Genomic DNA, 17356 nt, shown 5'->3' on the forward strand with positions numbered 1-17356 from the left:
GACAACGGGTCGGCCCGTCGGGGATCGCAGGGCGAGAACCGCCCTGACTTGCGGTAGGGCGGAGCCCTGGGGGTGTGGCTGGACGCGGGCCGTGCCGACCGCGGGCATGACCGGCCGGGAGCGCGAGGGCTCCCGGGTCACGCCGTGGGATCAGTCGGGGATGACGCCCGGCTGCGTCTGGGCGACCACCGGGAGCCGGGTGCCGTCGGTGCGCAGCGCGCCGACGGGGAGCAGCTCGGTGTCGGCCGGGACCGCGGAGAGCAGGCCCAGGGTCGGGGCGTCGGTGCCGCCGGACCCGGTGGTGTGCCCCGGGTTCACCGGCGCGGGCGCGGTGAACGGGTTCTTCGGGGCCTGGGGGTGGGGGAGGAGCGGGGTGGACGTCGCGGCGCGCGGGGAACCGCGGCGGGTGGTGCCGTCGGCGGGCGCGCGCTCCTCGGCGGCGGGGGCCGCCGCGGTCTCGACCACCGGGGTCGGGGTCGCCGCGGGGGCGACCGCCTCGGGGGCGACCTCGACCGCGGGCGGTGCCGTCGTCGCCGGGGGCGCGGGCTGCTGCTCGACCGGCGCCGTGATCTCGCCGACGACCGCGTCGTCGACCTGCGCGGGGGCGGTCGGCGGCGGGGTCAGGTGCTGGGTGACATCACGACCGAGGTCCTCGACCGCGGTCTTGGCCCGGTCCGGGTCGAGCAACCTGCCGACCCCGTCGGCGAGCTGTTCGACCAGTTCGGGGGCCCCGACCACGCTGGGGACCTGGAGTTGGGTGATCCCCACCGAGGGGAGGGTCGGGGGGACGAGCGGGGCGTCCGCGCTGGCGGTGGCGGTGGAGACGGCCCACGCCGCGGCGGTCGTGGCGACGGCGCCACCGAGGACGAGGAGGGTGCGCGAGAGCGCGCGCCGCAGTGCGGCGGACGGCTCCCTCTGCTCCTGGTCCACGGTTCGGTTCCGCATCGCCTTCGGATCAGCCTTCCGATCGGGTGCGCACGGTCGGGTCCGTGCCCGGCAGACACTGTCACCAGAGGGGTCCGTGATGCGAGCGTGACCACCGAGCCTCATCACATCGTGTGATCAACACAGAGTGTTTCCACAGGTAACCCTCGGTCATGATCCCGAGGTTGGACCGCCAATCCGGGAAAGCTGTCCACAAGCCGCGCGGCGGGTCGGCTCAGCCGCGCTTCAGCACCCGGGTCGCGCCCGCGGCCACCGTGGTGGCGAGAATCCAGCCGACGGCGATGAGCGTTCCCGCGATCCACTGGGAGACCCCGGCCATCCGCCACATGTTGTCCTGGCCCAGGTCGATGATCGGCAGCAGCAGGTCGGTGGCCAGCAGCGGCGGGTTCCACACCGGGTCGGTGTCGGAGTTGAGCCGCACCATCCGGTGCGTGGCGAACCACACCAGCCCGACCAGCCAGAACAGCGCCAGCCACACGATCGCCAGCCACGGCCGGTAGCCGAAGCCGACGGTCCACTCCTGCAACTTCCCCCAGATCCGGCCCGCCACGTGCAGCTCGGAGTAGCGGCGGCGCTGCCGCTCGAGCTGCACCACCTGCGCCATCTCCTCCTCGCCGCCCTCGGCGTACACCGCGGCCAGCCGCTCGTAGGGGCCGGGCGCGAAGTCGGGCTGCACCTGCCGCAGCCAGCGCAACCGGGTGCGGACCGTCACCTCCGGGTCGGCGCGGATCGCCGAGTAGGTGAAGTCCTCCAGTTCGACCCCGCCGCGCGCGGCCCACAGCCCGGGGCCGTCGGTGACCGACGCGGCGGTGGCCCTGGTCAGCGCGACCGACCCGGCGGGCGGGTGGCGCTCGTCGAACAGCAGCACCAGTTCCTGCGCGATCAGCCCGTAGGCCTGCAACACCCTGGTCGGCACCGGGTGGCCGGGTTTGGTGCGACCGCCGAGGCGGGCGCCCTGGAAGGTGACCCGCTTGCCGACCTCGGCCAGCCGGATGCGGACGCCGCCGAGGGCGCGGAAGCCGCGGCTGCACAGCAGGTCCTTGCCGATGGTGGCGACCCTGGCGTCCAGCGAGGGCTTGACGGTGCCGTCCGGGCGCAGCCGCGGTTTGACCAGGTGCGCGCCGGAGCAGTCGAGGCTGGAGCCGATGTGCGCGTTCTGCAACCGCACCGAGCCGCTGACCCGGATGTGGCGCAGGAACAGGGTGCCCGCCACGCGCAGCCGGTCGGCGAACAGGGCGTCGAGGCCGGGGGCGCGCAGCCGGGCCCGGGAGAAGCTGGCGCTGCCGTGCACCACGCCGTCGACGAAGCGGACCTGGCCGTGGGCGCGCAGCGCGTCCCCGGCCCGCCCGCGCACCCGGTCGCGGGCCTCCACGTCGCCGCCGACCTCGATGCCGTCGGCGACCAGGGCGAACGGGACGGTGGTCACCGGGGTGCCCGAGGCGAAGGCCGCCTCCAGCCCGGGGAGCACGCCCCGGGAGCCGAGGACCGCGCCGGAGAGCAGCAGGTGGCCGCCGATGCGGGCGCCGCGCAGGCCCACTGTGCCCGCGGCGGTGAACCCGGCGTCGAGGCGCAGGTCGCCGTCGACGCGCAGCCGGTCGGCGTCGAGCACGTACCCGTCGGCGTCCGCGTCGCCGGTGAGCACCAGCACGTGCTTGTCGCGGCTGGGCGCCTCGGACAGCAGCGCGCCGGAGAACACCGCGTCGCCGCCGATGCGGGCCCCGGCGAAGCGGACCGAGCCGGTGGCGTCGAAGCCGTTGTCGCAGAACAGGCTGTCGGTGACGACGAGCCCGGAGGCCTCCAGCGCGACCCGGCCGGGGTTGCGCAGCTCGGCGTCGGAGAAGTGCGCGCCGCCGCCGATGTCGGCGCCGGTGAACAGCAGCTCGCCCGCCACCTGCAGCGCGATCGCCTGCACCGACCCGGTCACCCGGAGCCGTTCGGCGCGCAGCGCGACGCCCTCGGGGTGGGTGAGGGTGGCCCCCGACAGGCGCAGCGTGCCCTCGACGGTGGCGTCGGTGAGGTCGAGCACACCGGTGCAGTGGAAACCGAGTTCCAGCCGCAGGTCGCTGCCGACCCGCAGGTTCCGCGCGCGCAGCCCGGGCAGCGCGCAGCCGCGCAGGCTGAGGGTGACCAGCCGCGCCATCCGCAGGTCCGGCGGCCGCTCGAAGGCGCAGCCGTGCAGGCTCAGCACGTGCCCGACCTCGCGGCCCTCCAGCTCCCACTCGCCCGTGACGTGGGCGTTGTCCAGGCGCAGGGCGGGCATGGCGCCGTCGTCGAGCGGGTAGGCGCCGAGCAGCAGCCCGGTCAGCACCTCGCCGCGGACGCGGCGGTCGTCGTGCGCCGAGAGGTCCAGCACTGTCCCGCTCGCGAACGCGGCCCACACCTCGCGCTCGGTTTCCGTGAGCTGAGCAGGCGGTATCCGGGCGGTCACGGCTCCCATGAGATCAGATGAAGAGATCGCCGCAGGCGGTTTCGCCCGATACCGTGATCGCGGTGAGCAGAAACCGCGTCGCAGGTCTGAAGCACCGGTCGGTACCGCTGACCGAGGACGTGACCCCGTACGTGCCCCGGGGACTGCGGGTCAGCGCGGCGCTGTCGTGGCGCTTCCTGGTGATCATCGGCGCGCTGTACGTGATCATCTGGCTGCTCGGCTACTTCGCCGCGGTGGTGGTGCCGATCGCGATCGCGCTGCTGCTCGCGGCGCTGATGGCCCCCGGGGTGAGCAAGCTGGTGGAGTGGCGGGTGCCCAGGGCGCTGGCCACGCTGATCGTGATGGTCGGCGGCATCGCCGTGCTCGGCGGCGTGCTGACCTTCGTGATCACCGAGTTCGTCAACGGCCTGCCGGAGTTGCAGACCCAGGTCAGCTCCAGCCTGGACACCATCCGCGGCTGGCTGGCCAACGGGCCGCTGCACCTGCGGCAGGACCAGATCCAGAGCTTCCTGACCAACGCGATCGACTCGCTCAAGGCGAACCAGGCGGAGATCACCTCCGGGGCGATCACCACCGCGGCGACCATCGGCGAGGTCCTCACCGGGCTGCTGCTGACGATCTTCGTGCTGATCTTCTTCCTGCACGACGGCGGCGCCATCTGGGCGTTCGTCGTGCGCGGCGTCCCCTCGCCGGTGCGCGACCGGGTCGACGTGGCGGGCAAGCGCGGGTTCTCCTCGCTGGTCAGCTACGTGCGGGCGACGGCGGCGGTGGCCGTGGTGGACGCGGTCGGCGTCGGCATCGGCCTCTACTTCGTCGGGGTGCCGCTGGTGATCCCGCTGGCCGCCCTGGTCTTCCTCACCGCGTTCATCCCGATCATCGGCGCGCTGATCGCGGGCAGCGTGGCGATCCTGGTGGCGCTGGTGGCCAACGGGCCGCTGGCGGCGCTGGTCGTGCTGATCATCCTGGTCGGGGTGATGCAACTGGAGAGCCACGTGCTGCAACCGTGGCTGCTCGGCCGGGCGGTCCGGCTGCACCCGCTGGCCGTGGTGCTGGCGATCGCCGCGGGCCTGCTCGCCGCCGGGATCTCCGGCGCGCTGCTGTCGGTGCCGCTGCTGGCGGTGCTCAACGCGGGCATCCGGTCGCTGCTGCACGAGTCGGCCCCGGACCCGGAGCAGGTCGAACCGCTGGAGGACGAGGCGTCGCAGCCCAACGACGGGGTGGAGCGGGTGGAGTGACCGCCCGGGTCCCCCGCGACCCGGCCGCGCCGCTGTGGCGGGCCGGGGTGCTGCTGCGGGTGATCACGCTGTGCTTCGCCGGGGTGGTCGTGGCCGCGCACCACGGCGAGTACGCGCGGACCTGGCTGGCGTGGGCGGTCGTCGGCGGCATGGCGGTGTGGACGCTCGCCACCGGGCTGTACTACCCGCGGCGCGGCGCCGGGCTGTGGTTCACCCTCGTCGACCTCGCGGTCTGCTGCGGTCTGATGGCGCTGTCGCGGTGGGCGCTGACGCCCGCCCAGCTCGCCGGTGAGGTGCCGCTGGTGCCGACGGTGTGGGTGACGGCCGTGGTGGCGTTCGGCGCGATCCGGGCCGGGATGCTCGGCGGCACCGCGTTCGGACTGGTGGTGTCGCTGTGCAACTTCGCGGTGCGCGGGTTCGTCGACATCGACCTGCTGCGGGACATGGTGCTGCTGGTCGGCATCGGGTTCGTGCTGGGCCTGGCGGCGACGACGTCGCGGCAGTCGGCGCTGCGGCTGGCGGCGGCGGAGCGGATCGAGGCGGCGACCGCGGAGCGGGAGCGGCTGGCCCGCGGCATCCACGACAGCGTGCTGCAGGTGCTGGCCCGGGTCCGCAAGCGCGGGCTGGAGGTCGGCGGGGAGGCCGCGGAGCTGGGCGAGCTGGCCGGTCGGCAGGAGGTGGCGCTGCGCGCGCTGGTGTCGGCGGCGCCGCTGGAGTCGTCCTCCGGGGAGGTGGACCTGCGCGGTCTGCTCCAGGTGTTGGCGACCGAGCGGGTGCACGTGTCGGCGCCGGGGACGCCGGTGCCGCTGCCGGGGTCGGTGGCCTCGGAGCTGTCGTTCCTGGTGCGGGAGGCGCTGGAGAACGTGGCGCGGCACGCCGGTCCGTCGGCGAAGGCGTGGGTGCTGCTGGAGGACCTGGGGTCGTCGGTGGTGCTCAGCGTCCGCGACGACGGGGTGGGGATTCCCGAGGGCCGGTTGGCGGAGGCGTCGGCGCAGGGGCGGATGGGGGTGGCCCGGTCGATCCGCGGCCGGGTGGCCGACCTGGGTGGCACCATCACCCTGGAAACCGCGCCGGGGCAGGGTGTGGAGTGGGAGCTGCGGGTGCCCAGGACGTGGTGACGGGCGGGTTGACGCGGGACTTGGTGTGCGACGAGCGGGACGCGGTGGGGAGCCGGACGTGGGAACGATCTCGGTCATGGTGGTCGACGACCACCCGATGTGGCGCGACGGCGTGGCCAGGGACCTGGCCGAGCGCGGTTTCGACGTGCGGGCCACCGCGGGCGACGCCGCCGCCGCGGTTCGCATCGCCGCGGCGGTGCGCCCGGACGTGGTGCTGATGGACCTCAACCTGGGCAGCGAGTCCGGCGCGGACGCCACCCGGGAGATCACCGCGTCGCTGCCCACCACCCGCGTCCTGGTCCTGTCCGCCAGCGGCGAGCACGACGACGTGCTCCAGGCGGTCAAGGCGGGCGCCTCGGGCTACCTGGTCAAGTCGGCCTCCGCCGCGGAGCTGGTGGACGCGGTCGAGCGCACCGCCGCGGGCGACGCGGTGTTCACCCCGGGCCTGGCCGGGCTGGTCCTCGGCGAGTACCGCCGGATGGCCGCCGAACCGTCCCCGCCGAGGCTGACCGACCGGGAGACGGAGGTGCTGCGGCTGGTGGCCAAGGGCCTCACCGCCCGGCAGATCGCCGACCGGCTCGTGCTGTCGCACCGCACGGTGGAGAACCACGTGCAGTCGACGCTGCGCAAGCTCCAGCTCCACAACCGGGTGGAACTGGCCAGGTACGCGATCGAACACGGCCTCGACGGATCACCGTAAAGTGGACGTGTGACCACGCCCATCGACCCCCGTGAACTCCGAGTCTCCGACGCCGAGCGCACGCACGTGGTGGGCGTGTTGCAGAAGGCGATCGGGACAGGCCTGCTGTCCCTGGACGACTTCACCGCCCGCGCCGACACCGCGCTGGCCGCCCGCACCCGCGGTGAGCTGAACGCCGTCCTGGTGGACCTCCCCGGCCTGGTCAGCGCCGAGGCCCCGGCCGCGCCCGAGCCGAAACCGGTGGAGATCCGGGCCTCCATGTCGACCGTCCGCCGCCGCGGCGCGTGGGACGTCCCGCGCGCCCTGTCGGTGCGCAACCGCGCGGGCACGGTCGAGCTCGACTTCACCGAGGCCCGGATCACCGACCCGGTCGTCACCGTGGACGTGGACGTCTCCATGGGCACGGTCGAGCTGGTGGTCCCCGATGAGGCGGCGTGCGACCTGCACGTCGACACCGTCGTCGGCGGCACCGTCAGCGACCGCGGCGCCCGCCGGGCCACCGGCGGCGGCACCCGGTTCGTGGTGACGGGCCTGGTCAAGGCGGGCAACCTGAACATCCGCCGCCCGACCGTGGCCCGCATCGGCCCGCTGGTCATCGGCAGGCACTGGAAGCTCACCTGGACCGACCGCCCGGACCGCCGCCGCCTCGGGTAGCCCCTGGGCGCTAGACGACGTGCAGCCGGGTCGGCGTGATCACCACCGGGGTGGAGAACAGCTCGGCGAACCGCTCCGGGGTGCCGAACATGGCCCCGATGCGCTCGGTGTACTTGGCCAGGTAGCCGGGTTGCCCGTGCGCGGGCGCCTCGCCGGGCGCCACCGCGGCCGCAGCCGGTTCTCGCCGCGCTCGCGGTCGGCGGGCTGGAGGTGCGCGGTGAGCGCCCCGAGTGCTGTGTTCGGTGCGGTGCTCATGTCGTTCCCCCTGGTGGACGTCGATCGGGGACGCTAGCCGGGGGGTACGACAGTTCTCAGCATGCGGATCAAGGGCGGACAGCGCGGGTGAACAGGTCGGCCAGTTCACGCCCGTACGCGGTGAGGTCGAGGTCCGGTTCCGCGGCGGCGCGCTGGGCGGCGCCGTCGAGGGCACTCGCGACGGCCTCGGCCACCACGGCGGTGTCGAACCGGCCGAAGACGCCCTCGCGCTGCCCCTGGTGCAACTGGCGCTGCAACCGCCCGACGCGGAAGTCCCGCAGCACCACCGCGTACATCGGCTCGCGCGCGCCGGTCCCGATCTCGACGACGGCCCGCAGGTGCTTGGGGTGGGTGCGCAGGTACTCCACCCGCGCCTCGATGTGCGCGCGCAGCAACTCCACCCGGTCGACGACCCCGGCGATGCGGGCGTCGAGCACCTCGTCCCCGGCGGCGATGGCGCTGACCAGCACGGCCATCACCAGGTCGGACTTGTCGGCGAAGTGGTAGGAGATCATCCGGGTGCTGCTCAGGCCCGCGTGCTCGACGATCCGGGCGAAGGACGCCTTGCCGTAGCCGAGGTCGGCGATGACCTCGATGGCCGCGTCGGTGATCTGCTTGCGCCGGGCCAGCTCGGTCGCCGTCTGCTCATTTACCTGCATGAGTAAATATTAACACGGTTGAGTAAGACTGTGCCGCGGAATTCGGCGGGATCAGCGGTGGGGCTTGGTGGTGACCAGGTGGAAGAGGCGGGCGGTGTGCTTGTACGGGTGCCGGTCGGCGAGGGCCAGTTCCAGGCGTTCGAGGGCCGCGAAGAAGGTGGGGTCGGACTTCTTGGCGTTGTCGGTGATGTAGTCGTTGGTGGTGCGGATGCCGTAGTGGGACGGAGGCGGGCAGCCGAGGTCGGCGAGGGTGTCGGTGATCTCTTCGGCGGTGTGCAGGGTGATGTGCCGGTCGAAGAGTTCGGTGCGCGCGCGGGGGTTGTCGAGGGCGGCCAGGGCTGCCTCGGGGTCCAGGTCGCGGATCGCGGCGACCAGGGGGGCGGAGTGCCGGTTGACGGCCATGACCGAGAGCACGCCCCCGGGGCGGAGGTGGGTCAGGGCCGCGGCGAGGGTGGCGCCGGGGTCGTCCACGTAGGGCAGGACGTTGTGGCAGAGGACGGCGTCGTGCTCGCTCGGTGGCAGGGCGTGGATGTCGGACTCGACGCAGGTGATGCGGGTGGTGAGGGCCGCCCCGTGGGCTCGGGCGCGGGCGGCGGTGAGCATGTCCGGGGAGTGGTCGACGATCGTGACGTGGTGGCCCCGGGCGGCCAGGCGGATCGCGTCGGCGCCGTCGCCGCCCGCCAGGTCCAGGATGCGCAGCGGGGTCGGGAGGAGGTGGCGGGCGAGGTTCGCCTCCGCCACCGCGTACCGCAGGCGGCCCCACGGGCTGTCCTGCCACTCGCGTCAGGTGGACACGGCCGCTACCCCCGGCCCAGTTCGTCGGCCGTGGGGTAGGAGGGTTGGGCGCCGGGGCGGGTGACGGAGATGGCGGCGACCAGGACCGCCGTGCGCGCCGCCTCTTCGAGGGTGGTCCCGGTGGCGAGGGAGGCGGCCAGCGCGCCCGCGAAGGCGTCCCCGGCGCCGGTGGTGTCCACGGCGGCGACCGCGGGGGCGGGGATGTCGGTCGTGCCCTCCGGGGTGAGGACCCGGGCACCCCGGGCGCCGCGCGTGATGATCGCGGTGCGCGGGCCCAGCGCCAGGAGGTCGCCGGTGCCGCCGGTGAGGGCGTGGGCCTCGTGCTCGTTGACGACCAGCGGGTCCAGGGCGGCGAGGGTCCGCGGGCTCAGGTCCGCCACGGGGGACAGGTTGAGGACGGGCCGGACACCCCCGGCCGCCGCCAGCGCCACCGCGTGCTCCACCACCGGCAGCGGGACCTCCAGGGACGCCACGAGGACCGCCGCGCCGGTGAGGTCGACGTCCTCGGGGGTGAGTGCGGCGTTCGCGCCGGGGGAGACGACGATGGAGTTCTCCCCGTCCGGGGTCACCGTGATGAACGCGGTCCCGGTGGGACGGTCCACCCGGCGGACCCGGGTGGTGTCGACGTGGGCCGAGCGCAGGGAATCCAGCAGCAGGTCGCCGTGGGCGTCGGTGCCGAGGGCTCCGACGAAGGCTACCGGGGCGCCGAGCCTGCCCGCGGCGACGGCGGTGTTGGCGCCCTTGCCGCCGGGGATGGTCTCCACGTCGGAGCCGAGGGCGGTCTCACCACCGGCGGGTCTGGCGGGGACCGCCACGACCAGGTCCGCGTTCGCCGAGCCGAGAACCACCACGGTGTCGTCCACGGATCGAGCCTAGTCAGCGGCCGTTGCCAATTGCGAACGTACGCAAGTGTGAACGATATCGGGGTACCGGGGAGCCGCGGTGCCACAATGTGCGTCACTGTTTTGTGCGCCCGGGGAACCGGTCGCACGTGAGTCCCGATGGCGGGCCCCCGTGGCCCGCCCCGGGTGCCGGTCCGGGTGTTCGCACCCGGGTCGGTTTCCGTGTCCACCGGCGTCGATCGCGTAGCCCCCCGAGCGATCGGCGCCGGTGGCGCGGTCCGTGCGCGGACCCGTCCTCCTCAGACCCGTTCCAGCTCGCGGTCCGGGGTCTCCACTTCCGACAGCCCCGCCCGCTCCTGGAGCCTGCGCAGCGGGGCGGGTGCCCACCACGCCCGGTCGCCGAAGAGGCGGATGACGGCGGGCACCAGCAGCAGCCGCACGACCGTGGCGTCCAGCAGCAGGGCGACGATCATGCCGACGCCGATGAGCCGCATGCTCTGCAGGCTCGACAGGCCGAACGCGCCCGTCACGACCGCCAGCAGCAGGGCGGCGGCGGTGATCATCGGTCCGGTGCGGACCAGTCCGGTGCGGACGGCGTCGCGGGTGGACAGGCCGGTGTGGCGGGCCTCGACCACCCGCGACAGCAGGAACGTCTCGTAGTCGGTGGACAGCCCGAACACCACCGCGCCGACGAGCACGAGCATCCCCGCCTGCATGGGTTGCGGGGTGACGTCGAGCAGCCCGGCGCCGTGCCCGTCCTCGAACACGAACGTCAGCACGCCGTAGGTGGCCGACAGGCTCAGCGCGCTCATCACCACGGCCTTGACCGGCAGCAGCACCGACCCGAACGCCAGGAACATCAGCACCAGCGTGGCCAGGACGAGGGTGCCGACCATCCACGGCACGCCGTCGCTGATCGAGGTGAACTGGTCGGCGGTGCGCGCGGGGAACCCGCCGACGAGCACCTCACCGCCGGACGGCAGCTCGCGCAGGGCCACCACGGCGTCGTGGCTCTGCGGCGATGCGGCGTCCCCCTGCAACGGCACGGTGAGGGCCACGACGCCGTCCTTGGCGCCCTTGGGCGCCACGCCGAGGACACCGGGGATCTTGCTCGCCTCGGCGGTGAACGCCTGCACGCCCGCCTCGTCGACCCCGCGCAGCAGGACGGTGGCGGTGTTGTTGGAGGCGGCGGGGAAGTTCGTGGCGATGGTCTCGGCGGTGGCGCGGTGCGGGTCGCCCGGGGGGAGCTGCTTCTCGTCGGCGGTGCCGAAGGTGGCGCCGGTGAACGGGGCGGCCAGCACGAGCAGCACGGCGACGATCGCCCCGGCGAACCAGACCGGCCTGCGCATCACCGCGTCCGCCAGCCTGCCGACGATCCCGTTCTCCGCGGGCCCGCTGTTCTTGCGCCACGGCACGGCGCCCTTCTCGACGCGGTGCCCGAGGATCGACAGCAGCGCGGGCAGCAGCGTCAGCGACAGCAGGGCGGCGATGGCGACGGCGGACATGCCGCCGTAGGCCATCGAGCGCAGGAAGTCCATCGGGAAGACCAGCAGTCCCGCCAGGGCGATGACCAGCAGCGTCGCCGAGAACGCGACCGTGCGCCCCGCCGTGGCGATGGCCCGCGCGACGGCCTGCTGCGGGGTGGCGCCCGCCGCCAGCTCCTCGCGGTAGCGGCCCACGGTGAACAGCCCGTAGTCGATCGCCATGCCCAGCCCGAGCAGGGTCGCCACGTTGACGGCGAAGGTGTTGATCTCCAGCCCCAGGCTCAGCAACCGCAGCACGGCCAGCGACCCGAAGATCGACAACCCGCCGACGAGCACCGGCAGCGAGGCGGCCACCACCGTGCCGAAGATGACCACCAGCAGGATCAGCGTGATCGGCAGCGAGATGGCCTCGGCGACCACCAGGTCCGACGTGGACTGCTCGGTCATCGCGACCTCGGTCGGCACCTGCCCGCCCACCTCGGTCCGCACGCCGTCGACCTCCAGCCGGTCGGCGATCTTCTCGTAGGCCTTCTGCCGCGCGTCGGTGCTGTCGCCCGCGAGGGAGATGGTGGCGAGCGCCCTGGTCTTGTCCGGCGTGGCCAGCGCGGCCTGCTGGGTGGACCAGTAGTCGACCCGCTGCGCGACCGCCGACGCGGGCAGCGCGTCCAGGCTCGCGGTCACCTTCCGCGCCACGTCCGGGTCGTCCACGTTCGCGGCGGTGTAGAGGATGACGACCTCGGCGGGCTTCTGCCCCAACTCCTGCTCGACGACCTGGTCCACGCGGTAGGACTCGCTGGCCGGGTCGTCGTAACCACCCTGCGTGAGCTTGTCGAAGACGCCCAGCCCCCACAGACCACCGCCCACGGTCAGCACCAACGCGATCGTCAGCACCAACCAGCGGTGGACGTGCACGGCCGAACCCCACGCACGGAACACGGCGTTCCCCCTGATGGCTCTTGTCGGTGGTGATCCCCACGAAGGGCCGCTACCGTCTGGATAACAACGCTCTTAGTTAACACTGTTCACGGTAACTATTGATTAACACCGTTCACAAGATTCCGGAGACCAGAGATGACGCAGGCCACAAGACGTGACCGTGGCCGAGCCGACACCGACCGGGACATCCGCTCCCAGGCCCGAGCACTCCTGGTGAGCGACGGCCCCCAAGCGGTCACCCTGCGTGCGATCGCCCGGGAGCTGGGCATCACCGCCCCCGCGCTGTACCGCTACTACGCCTCCCGAGAAGACCTGATCGACCACCTGCGCCGAGACGTGTGCACCGACCTGGCGGCGGACCTGGAGTCGGCGCTGACCGACGTGCCCCAGGAAGACCACCTCGGCCGGGTGCTGACGCTGTGCCGGGGGTTCCGGGCGTGGGCGCTGGCCCACCCGCAGGAGTTCGCCCTGGTCTTCGCCTCCCCCTCGGGCAGCCCGGCCGAGCAGCACAGCGTCGAGAAGGACAGCTTCGGCCGCGTCTTCCTGGCGGTGGCGGGCCGCGTCCTGGCCACCGGCCTGCTGCTGGGCAGGCCGGACGAGTCGGTGCCCGACCCGCTGCGCGCGGACCTGACCGGCTTCCGCGACGACCTGCTCGCGACGATCAACGGCAGCGGGGTGGACCTGCCCGCCGACCTGCTGGGCACGGGCATGGCCTACGCGCTGTTGCAGTTCTGGGTGCGGCTCTACGGTCAGGTGGCGCTGGAGGTCTTCGGCCAGGTCCCGTTCCCGCTGACGAACGCCGAGCCCCTGTTCGAGTCGATGCTGGCCGACCTCACCCGCGAGGTCGGCCTGCACTGAGGCGGGTCAGAGCCCGATGACCGGCGGGGCGGCCTTGCCCGGCTTGCCGTAGAGGAGCTCGTTGTAGAAGTCGTCCTGGAAGCCGTACCCGGCGGGTGGACTCCCGAACCGCTGGTCGCTGCCCGGTGAACCAGGACCGCCTGCCCGGGGTGGGAGCGGCTGCGGCCGGACGACCGGTTCCGGCGCCTGCTCGCCCAGGACGGGGATGCAGGCCCGCCGCCCCTCGGAGCAGAAGAAGTCGCAGCGCGCGGTGCACCTGTGCGCGGGCGGCGGGGAGGGTCGGGGCACCCGGGGCGCGGGCACCGCGAACGGGCGGTGCCGAACCTGCGGGGTTCCCCGGCCGAAGAGGGAGTCGGTGGCGAACGGGGTGGTCGGTTCGCGCGGTGTCCAGTCCAGGCCGGGGCGGGCCTCGCGCAGGCGCACCACACCGAGGAAGACGACGCCGAAGGCCCAGAGCAGCTTGGTCAGCTTGCCGGGCACCTGGTCGAGGTCGGCCAGCCACTCCTCGGTGTAGCGCTCGGTCTTCCGCGCCGAGCGCAGCCGCCGAGCACCCCACCTGAGCAGGGCCTTGGCCAGCGCCGGGGACACCTCCCCGCACTCGGCCACGACGATCGGCACCAGCAGACCGCCCAGCATGAAGGCGATGACCGGGTTCACCGCCACCCCCTCCACTCCGGCGCGGGCCGGGGCGCGAACCCCCGGGACGGGGTGGAGGTCCGCTGCCGGACCGCCCCCCGGCGCTCGACCAGCAACGCCCGGGCGCCGCCGAGGCCGTCCGGGCTGAGGCGGTAGAAGCGGCGGCGAGGGCCGCGCGCGCTCGGCTCGTCCAGCTCCCACTCGCTGACCACCCAGCCGGCCTCTTCGAGCCGGGCCAGGATCGGGTAGACGCTGCCGGTCTTGCGGCCCGCGTTCTGGGCGATCTTGAGGCCGTAGAGCTGGTCATCAGGACCGAGCAGGGCCTCCAGGACGTCCAGCGTCGCCGCGGTGATGCGGAACGGTGGACCGGCCATGGGCCAACTCTAGCTATGTAGAGATAGCCGGGGCAAGGGTTTTCGCGAGCAGCCCTCGCCATGCGGGGGCGGGCAGGGCCAGACGGGGACCGGAAGGGTTCTTGGAGTCACGGATCAGGGTGTCAGCGCCGGTCAGCGCGACCTCGACGCAGTCGCTGTTGGCACCGCCGCTATAGCTGCTCTTGCGCCAGGTGGTGTCGGCCATGCCTGTCTCCCGGGTGGTCGTACCTGCTCGCCAGCTTGGCGAGCACGTCCCGGGATTGTCCTGGATCGAGTGCGACCGCGTCGAGCCGAGGGAAGAGCTTCCAGTACCGCTGGACTTGGGCGAGGTCTTCGATGAAGAGGCCGGTGATGTAGCCGTCGAGGTAGGCCAGGGGCCTGCTCTCGGCGAAGCTGAACACGCGGAAGGCACCACCGAAAACCGAGCGCTCTCCCGCCGAGGCGGGGATCACCCGCACCACCACGCGCTGGGAAGCGGTGGCGAAGACCAGGCTGAGCAATTGCTCGTGCATGACCGCCGCATCGCCGATCATCAGGTGGAGGGCGTGTTCGTGGATGAAGAACACGAACTGCGCGTCTCCCCGGTGCAGCGCCCGCTGGCGCTGTATCCGAGCGCCGACGTGGAAGTTCACTTCCTCCGGGGTGTGTCCCCCTTCGGCGCCGATCATGGCGTGCGCGTATCGCTCGGTCTGGAGCAGGCCCGGGATCATCTGCGGCTCGTAGCTGTGCGAGGCGGTGGCAGAAGCCTCGTGGAAGACCAGGGAGCGCACAGCTTCATCCAGCATGGGGGCGTGCGGGGCAAGCCAGTGGCCATTGGCGAAGTTGGCAGCCCTGACCAAGGGGACCAGCTCGGTGATGCCCTCGTAGGAAACCCCGCAGCGGGCGAGGTGGTGGACCATGTCCACCTCGGAGATGGTCCGATCGCCGGTTTCCAGGCGCGACAGCACGCCCGGGTCCCAGCCGAGGACCCGGGCCAGCTCGTTCAGACCGAGGCCCGCCCGTTCGCGGTGTGCGCGCAGCGCCGCGCCCAGTTCCCGGCCGCAGGCCTTGGACTTGGAAGTCATGCCGTGAATCTAAGGGCGCCCGTGGCCGATTCCGGCGGGCACGGCGGGGGTTTCACCCCAAGGGATCAGGTGTTGTCAGCGTGCATCAGCGCGCGGGCCGCGATGAACGCCTCGACGGCGCGGTCGATGTCGTCCGCTGTGTGGGCGGCTGACATCTGGGTGCGGATGCGGGCCTTGCCGTGCGGCACCACCGGGTAGGAGAAGCCGATCACGTAGATGCCTTGGGCCAGCAGGAGGTCTGCCATGCGGCCCGCCTCGGCCGCGTCGCCGATCATGACCGGGATGATGGGGTGTTCGCCCGCCAGGAGGTCGAAGCCCGCTTCGGTCATGCGGGTGCGGAAGTGGGTCGCGTTGGCGCGGAGGCGGTCCAGGAGGTCCGGGGTGATCAGGTCCAGGGCGGTGAGGGCGGCGGCGGTGATGCTGGGGGCCAGGGAGTTGGAGAACAGGTAGGGGCGGGAGCGCTGGCGCAGGACGTCCACGATTTCCTGGTGGGCGGCCACGTAACCGCCGCTGGCGCCGCCGAGGGCCTTGCCGAGGGTTCCGGTGTATATGTCGACTTTGTCGCCGACGCCGAAGTGTTCCGGGGTGCCCGCACCGGTTGCGCCCATGAAGCCGACGGCGTGGGAGTCGTCGACCATGACCAGGGCGTTGTACTTCTCCGCCAGGGCCGTGATCTCGTCGAGGGGGGCGAGGTAGCCGTCCATGGAGAAGACGCCGTCGGTGGCGATGAGGCGGTAGCGGGCGTCTTGGGCGGACTGGAGTTGGGCTTCCAGGTCGGCCATGTCGCGGTTGCGGTAGCGGAGGCGGCGGGCCTTGGACAACCGGATGCCGTCGATGATGCTGGCGTGGTTCAGCTCGTCGGAGATGATCGTGTCCTGATCGGACAGCAGGGTCTCGAACAGGCCGCCGTTGGCGTCGAAGCAGGAGCTGTAGAGGATCGTGTCGTCGGTGCCGAGGAACTGCGACAGCCTGCGCTCCAGCTCCTTGTGCGGCTCCTGGGTCCCGCAGATGAAGCGGACCGACGCCATGCCGAAGCCCCAGTCGGTGAGCGCCCGCTGGGCGGACTCCACCAGCGCCGGGTGGTCGGCGAGGCCCAGGTAGTTGTTGGCGCAGAAGTTCAGGACGTTCCCCGAGGCGACCTGGATCGCGGCGCGCTGCGGGGACTTGAGAACGCGCTCGTCCTTGAACAGGCCCGCCTCGCGGATCTCGCCGAGGGTGGTCCGCAGGTCTTCGCGTAGCCGGCCGAACATTCAGCTCTCCCAATCCAGGACGACTTTGCCGCAGTTGCCCGCGCGGGCGGTGGCGAACGCCCGCTCGTGCTCGGTGTGGTGGAAGCGGTGGGTGATCACGGGGGCCAGGTCCAGCCCGCCCTGCAACAGCACCGACATGGCGTACCAGGTCTCGAACATCTCGCGGCCGTAGATGCCCTTGAGGGTGATCATCTTCTGCACCACGGCGGCGAAGTCCACCGGGATCTCGGTGGCGGGCAGGCCCAGCATGGCGATCTTGCCGCCGTTGGTCATGTTGGCGATCATCTCGCGCAGCGCCGAAGGCTGCCCGGACATCTCCATGCCGACGTCGAACCCCTCGGTCATCGCCAGCACCGGGTACACGTCGGCGACCTTGGCAGCACTGACGTCGAGGGCCACGTCCACGCCGAGCTTGCGGGCCAGGTCGAGCCGGTGCTCGCTGACGTCGGTGATGACGACGTGCCGGGCACCCGCGTGCTTGGCGATCGCGGCGGCCATCAACCCGATCGGCCCGGCGCCGGTGACCAGCACGTCCTCGCCGAGGACGGGGAAGGACAGCGCGGTGTGCACGGCGTTGCCGAACGGGTCGAAGATCGCGGCGATGTCCAGGTCGAGCGGGTGGCTGTGCACCCAGGCGTTCTGCTCGGGGATCACCGCGTACTCGGCGAACGCGCCGTCGGTGTGCACGCCCAGGCCGATCGTGCGCGCACACAGGTGCCGCCGACCCGCCCGGCAGTTGCGGCAGGTGCCGCACACCAGGTGCCCCTCACCGCTGACAAGGTCGCCCTCCCGCACCTTGGTCACGGCCGCCCCGACCTCCACCACCCGGCCGACGAACTCGTGCCCGAGGACCAGCGGCGCCTTGATCGTCCTGGCCGACCACCCGTCCCAGGCATCGATGTGCAGGTCGGTGCCGCAGATACCGGTGCGCAGCACGCGCAGCTTGACCTCCCCGGGACCCACGGCGGGCTCGGGCACGTCGACCAGGGACAACCCGGGGCCGGGTGCGGTCTTGACCAGTGCCTTCACGGTGCCTCCGTCGCATGGGGACGCTCACCCGTGAGTCTGCTGCCGGTGGGCCCTGCGGTCCATCCGGACTTTCTGCACTGCGTTGTCAGGTCTC

Annotated in this window: 18 protein-coding genes; 5 read left to right on the forward strand and 13 right to left on the reverse strand. The window is 72.5% G+C overall.

The features are described 5' to 3' along the window. Positions 1-150 precede the first annotated feature (150 nt). Together DFQ13_RS18140 and DFQ13_RS18145 are read right to left on the reverse strand one after the other, a co-directional pair. Positions 151-930 carry a hypothetical protein gene (locus DFQ13_RS18140; protein WP_146241268.1) on the reverse strand — a complete coding sequence of 260 codons (780 nt, stop codon included), beginning with the start codon at positions 928-930 and terminating at the stop codon, positions 151-153. Positions 931-1159: 229 nt separating this feature from the next. After that, complete coding sequence (locus DFQ13_RS18145) at positions 1160-3373, reverse strand: hypothetical protein (protein WP_233438470.1); 2214 nt, start codon at positions 3371-3373, stop codon at positions 1160-1162. A gap of 62 nt (positions 3374-3435) precedes the next feature. On the opposite strand from DFQ13_RS18145, the gene DFQ13_RS18150 reads away from it, so the two are divergent. From DFQ13_RS18150 to DFQ13_RS18165, 4 genes are all read left to right on the forward strand, one after another. After that, on the forward strand, positions 3436-4608 hold the full coding sequence (locus DFQ13_RS18150) for an AI-2E family transporter (protein WP_233438471.1): 1173 nt from the start codon (positions 3436-3438) through the stop codon (positions 4606-4608). Then, entirely contained in the window at positions 4605-5726 is a 1122-nt protein-coding gene (gene macS / locus DFQ13_RS18155) for a MacS family sensor histidine kinase (protein ID WP_110080666.1), read from the forward strand. The genes DFQ13_RS18150 and macS overlap by 4 nt, the downstream gene beginning before the upstream one ends. 76 nt (positions 5727-5802) lie before the next feature. Then, a complete protein-coding gene (locus tag DFQ13_RS18160; protein ID WP_035289895.1) occupies positions 5803-6426 on the forward strand; it encodes a response regulator in 624 nt (207 codons plus the stop codon). 9 nt (positions 6427-6435) lie between these two features. Beyond that, entirely contained in the window at positions 6436-7080 is a 645-nt protein-coding gene (locus DFQ13_RS18165; protein ID WP_110080667.1) for a DUF1707 SHOCT-like domain-containing protein, read from the forward strand. 10 nt (positions 7081-7090) lie between these two features. On the opposite strand, the gene DFQ13_RS33920 is transcribed toward DFQ13_RS18165, so the two are convergent. The 5 genes from DFQ13_RS33920 to DFQ13_RS18185 form a co-directional block, all read right to left on the reverse strand. Beyond that, positions 7091-7243, reverse strand: coding sequence for a hypothetical protein (locus DFQ13_RS33920; protein WP_161784546.1), 153 nt, complete (start codon positions 7241-7243; stop codon positions 7091-7093). Between the two features lie 160 nt (positions 7244-7403). Further along, positions 7404-7994, reverse strand: a complete 591-nt coding sequence (locus DFQ13_RS18170) for a TetR/AcrR family transcriptional regulator (protein WP_110080668.1) — start codon at positions 7992-7994, stop codon at positions 7404-7406. Positions 7995-8045: 51 nt separating this feature from the next. Continuing rightward, the gene (locus DFQ13_RS18175) at positions 8046-8735 is read right to left on the reverse strand and encodes a methyltransferase domain-containing protein (protein ID WP_219994504.1); all 690 of its coding nucleotides are present in this window, start codon (positions 8733-8735) and stop codon (positions 8046-8048) included. 59 nt (positions 8736-8794) lie between these two features. Next, the gene (locus DFQ13_RS18180) at positions 8795-9652 is read right to left on the reverse strand and encodes a ribokinase (protein ID WP_035289887.1); all 858 of its coding nucleotides are present in this window, start codon (positions 9650-9652) and stop codon (positions 8795-8797) included. 278 nt (positions 9653-9930) lie between these two features. Then, entirely contained in the window at positions 9931-12051 is a 2121-nt protein-coding gene (locus DFQ13_RS18185) for an MMPL family transporter (protein WP_181400037.1), read from the reverse strand. Between the two features lie 135 nt (positions 12052-12186). Between DFQ13_RS18185 and DFQ13_RS18190 the strand changes: the two genes are divergently transcribed. Next, complete coding sequence (locus DFQ13_RS18190) at positions 12187-12909, forward strand: TetR/AcrR family transcriptional regulator (protein WP_035289885.1); 723 nt, start codon at positions 12187-12189, stop codon at positions 12907-12909. Positions 12910-12915: 6 nt separating this feature from the next. On the opposite strand, the gene DFQ13_RS18195 is transcribed toward DFQ13_RS18190, so the two are convergent. The 6 genes from DFQ13_RS18195 to tdh form a co-directional block, all read right to left on the reverse strand. Continuing rightward, positions 12916-13566 carry a hypothetical protein gene (locus DFQ13_RS18195; protein WP_146241269.1) on the reverse strand — a complete coding sequence of 217 codons (651 nt, stop codon included), beginning with the start codon at positions 13564-13566 and terminating at the stop codon, positions 12916-12918. Then, positions 13563-13919 carry a PadR family transcriptional regulator gene (locus DFQ13_RS18200; protein ID WP_052022044.1) on the reverse strand — a complete coding sequence of 119 codons (357 nt, stop codon included), beginning with the start codon at positions 13917-13919 and terminating at the stop codon, positions 13563-13565. The genes DFQ13_RS18195 and DFQ13_RS18200 overlap by 4 nt, the downstream gene beginning before the upstream one ends. A 13-nt stretch (positions 13920-13932) precedes the next feature. Then, on the reverse strand, positions 13933-14124 hold the full coding sequence (locus tag DFQ13_RS18205; protein ID WP_110080671.1) for a DUF397 domain-containing protein: 192 nt from the start codon (positions 14122-14124) through the stop codon (positions 13933-13935). After that, entirely contained in the window at positions 14090-14983 is an 894-nt protein-coding gene (locus tag DFQ13_RS18210) for a helix-turn-helix domain-containing protein (RefSeq protein ID WP_035289881.1), read from the reverse strand. The genes DFQ13_RS18205 and DFQ13_RS18210 overlap by 35 nt, the downstream gene beginning before the upstream one ends. A 65-nt stretch (positions 14984-15048) precedes the next feature. Continuing rightward, a complete protein-coding gene (locus DFQ13_RS18215) occupies positions 15049-16233 on the reverse strand; it encodes a glycine C-acetyltransferase (protein ID WP_110080672.1) in 1185 nt (394 codons plus the stop codon). Next, positions 16234-17262: an L-threonine 3-dehydrogenase gene (tdh, locus tag DFQ13_RS18220; RefSeq protein ID WP_110080673.1), complete on the reverse strand. Its 1029-nt coding sequence runs from the start codon at positions 17260-17262 to the stop codon at positions 16234-16236. Positions 17263-17356 lie beyond the last annotated feature (94 nt).

It is taken from the genome of Actinokineospora spheciospongiae (genome assembly GCF_003182415.1).
In the GTDB taxonomy this organism is placed as follows: domain Bacteria; phylum Actinomycetota; class Actinomycetes; order Mycobacteriales; family Pseudonocardiaceae; genus Actinokineospora; species Actinokineospora spheciospongiae.

Bases quoted from the DNA above. Each gene is read 5' to 3' on its own strand.
- DFQ13_RS18190 (WP_035289885.1), top strand. From the start codon at position 12,187: ATGACGCAGGCCACAAGACGTGACCGTGGCCGAGCCGACACCGACCGG.
- DFQ13_RS18205 (WP_110080671.1), bottom strand. From the start codon at position 14,124: ATGGCCGACACCACCTGGCGCAAGAGCAGCTATAGCGGCGGTGCCAAC.
- DFQ13_RS18200 (WP_052022044.1), bottom strand. From the start codon at position 13,919: ATGGCCGGTCCACCGTTCCGCATCACCGCGGCGACGCTGGACGTCCTG.
- DFQ13_RS18170 (WP_110080668.1), bottom strand. From the start codon at position 7,994: ATGCAGGTAAATGAGCAGACGGCGACCGAGCTGGCCCGGCGCAAGCAG.
- DFQ13_RS18215 (WP_110080672.1), bottom strand. From the start codon at position 16,233: ATGTTCGGCCGGCTACGCGAAGACCTGCGGACCACCCTCGGCGAGATC.
- DFQ13_RS18210 (WP_035289881.1), bottom strand. From the start codon at position 14,983: ATGACTTCCAAGTCCAAGGCCTGCGGCCGGGAACTGGGCGCGGCGCTG.
- DFQ13_RS18160 (WP_035289895.1), top strand. From the start codon at position 5,803: ATGGTGGTCGACGACCACCCGATGTGGCGCGACGGCGTGGCCAGGGAC.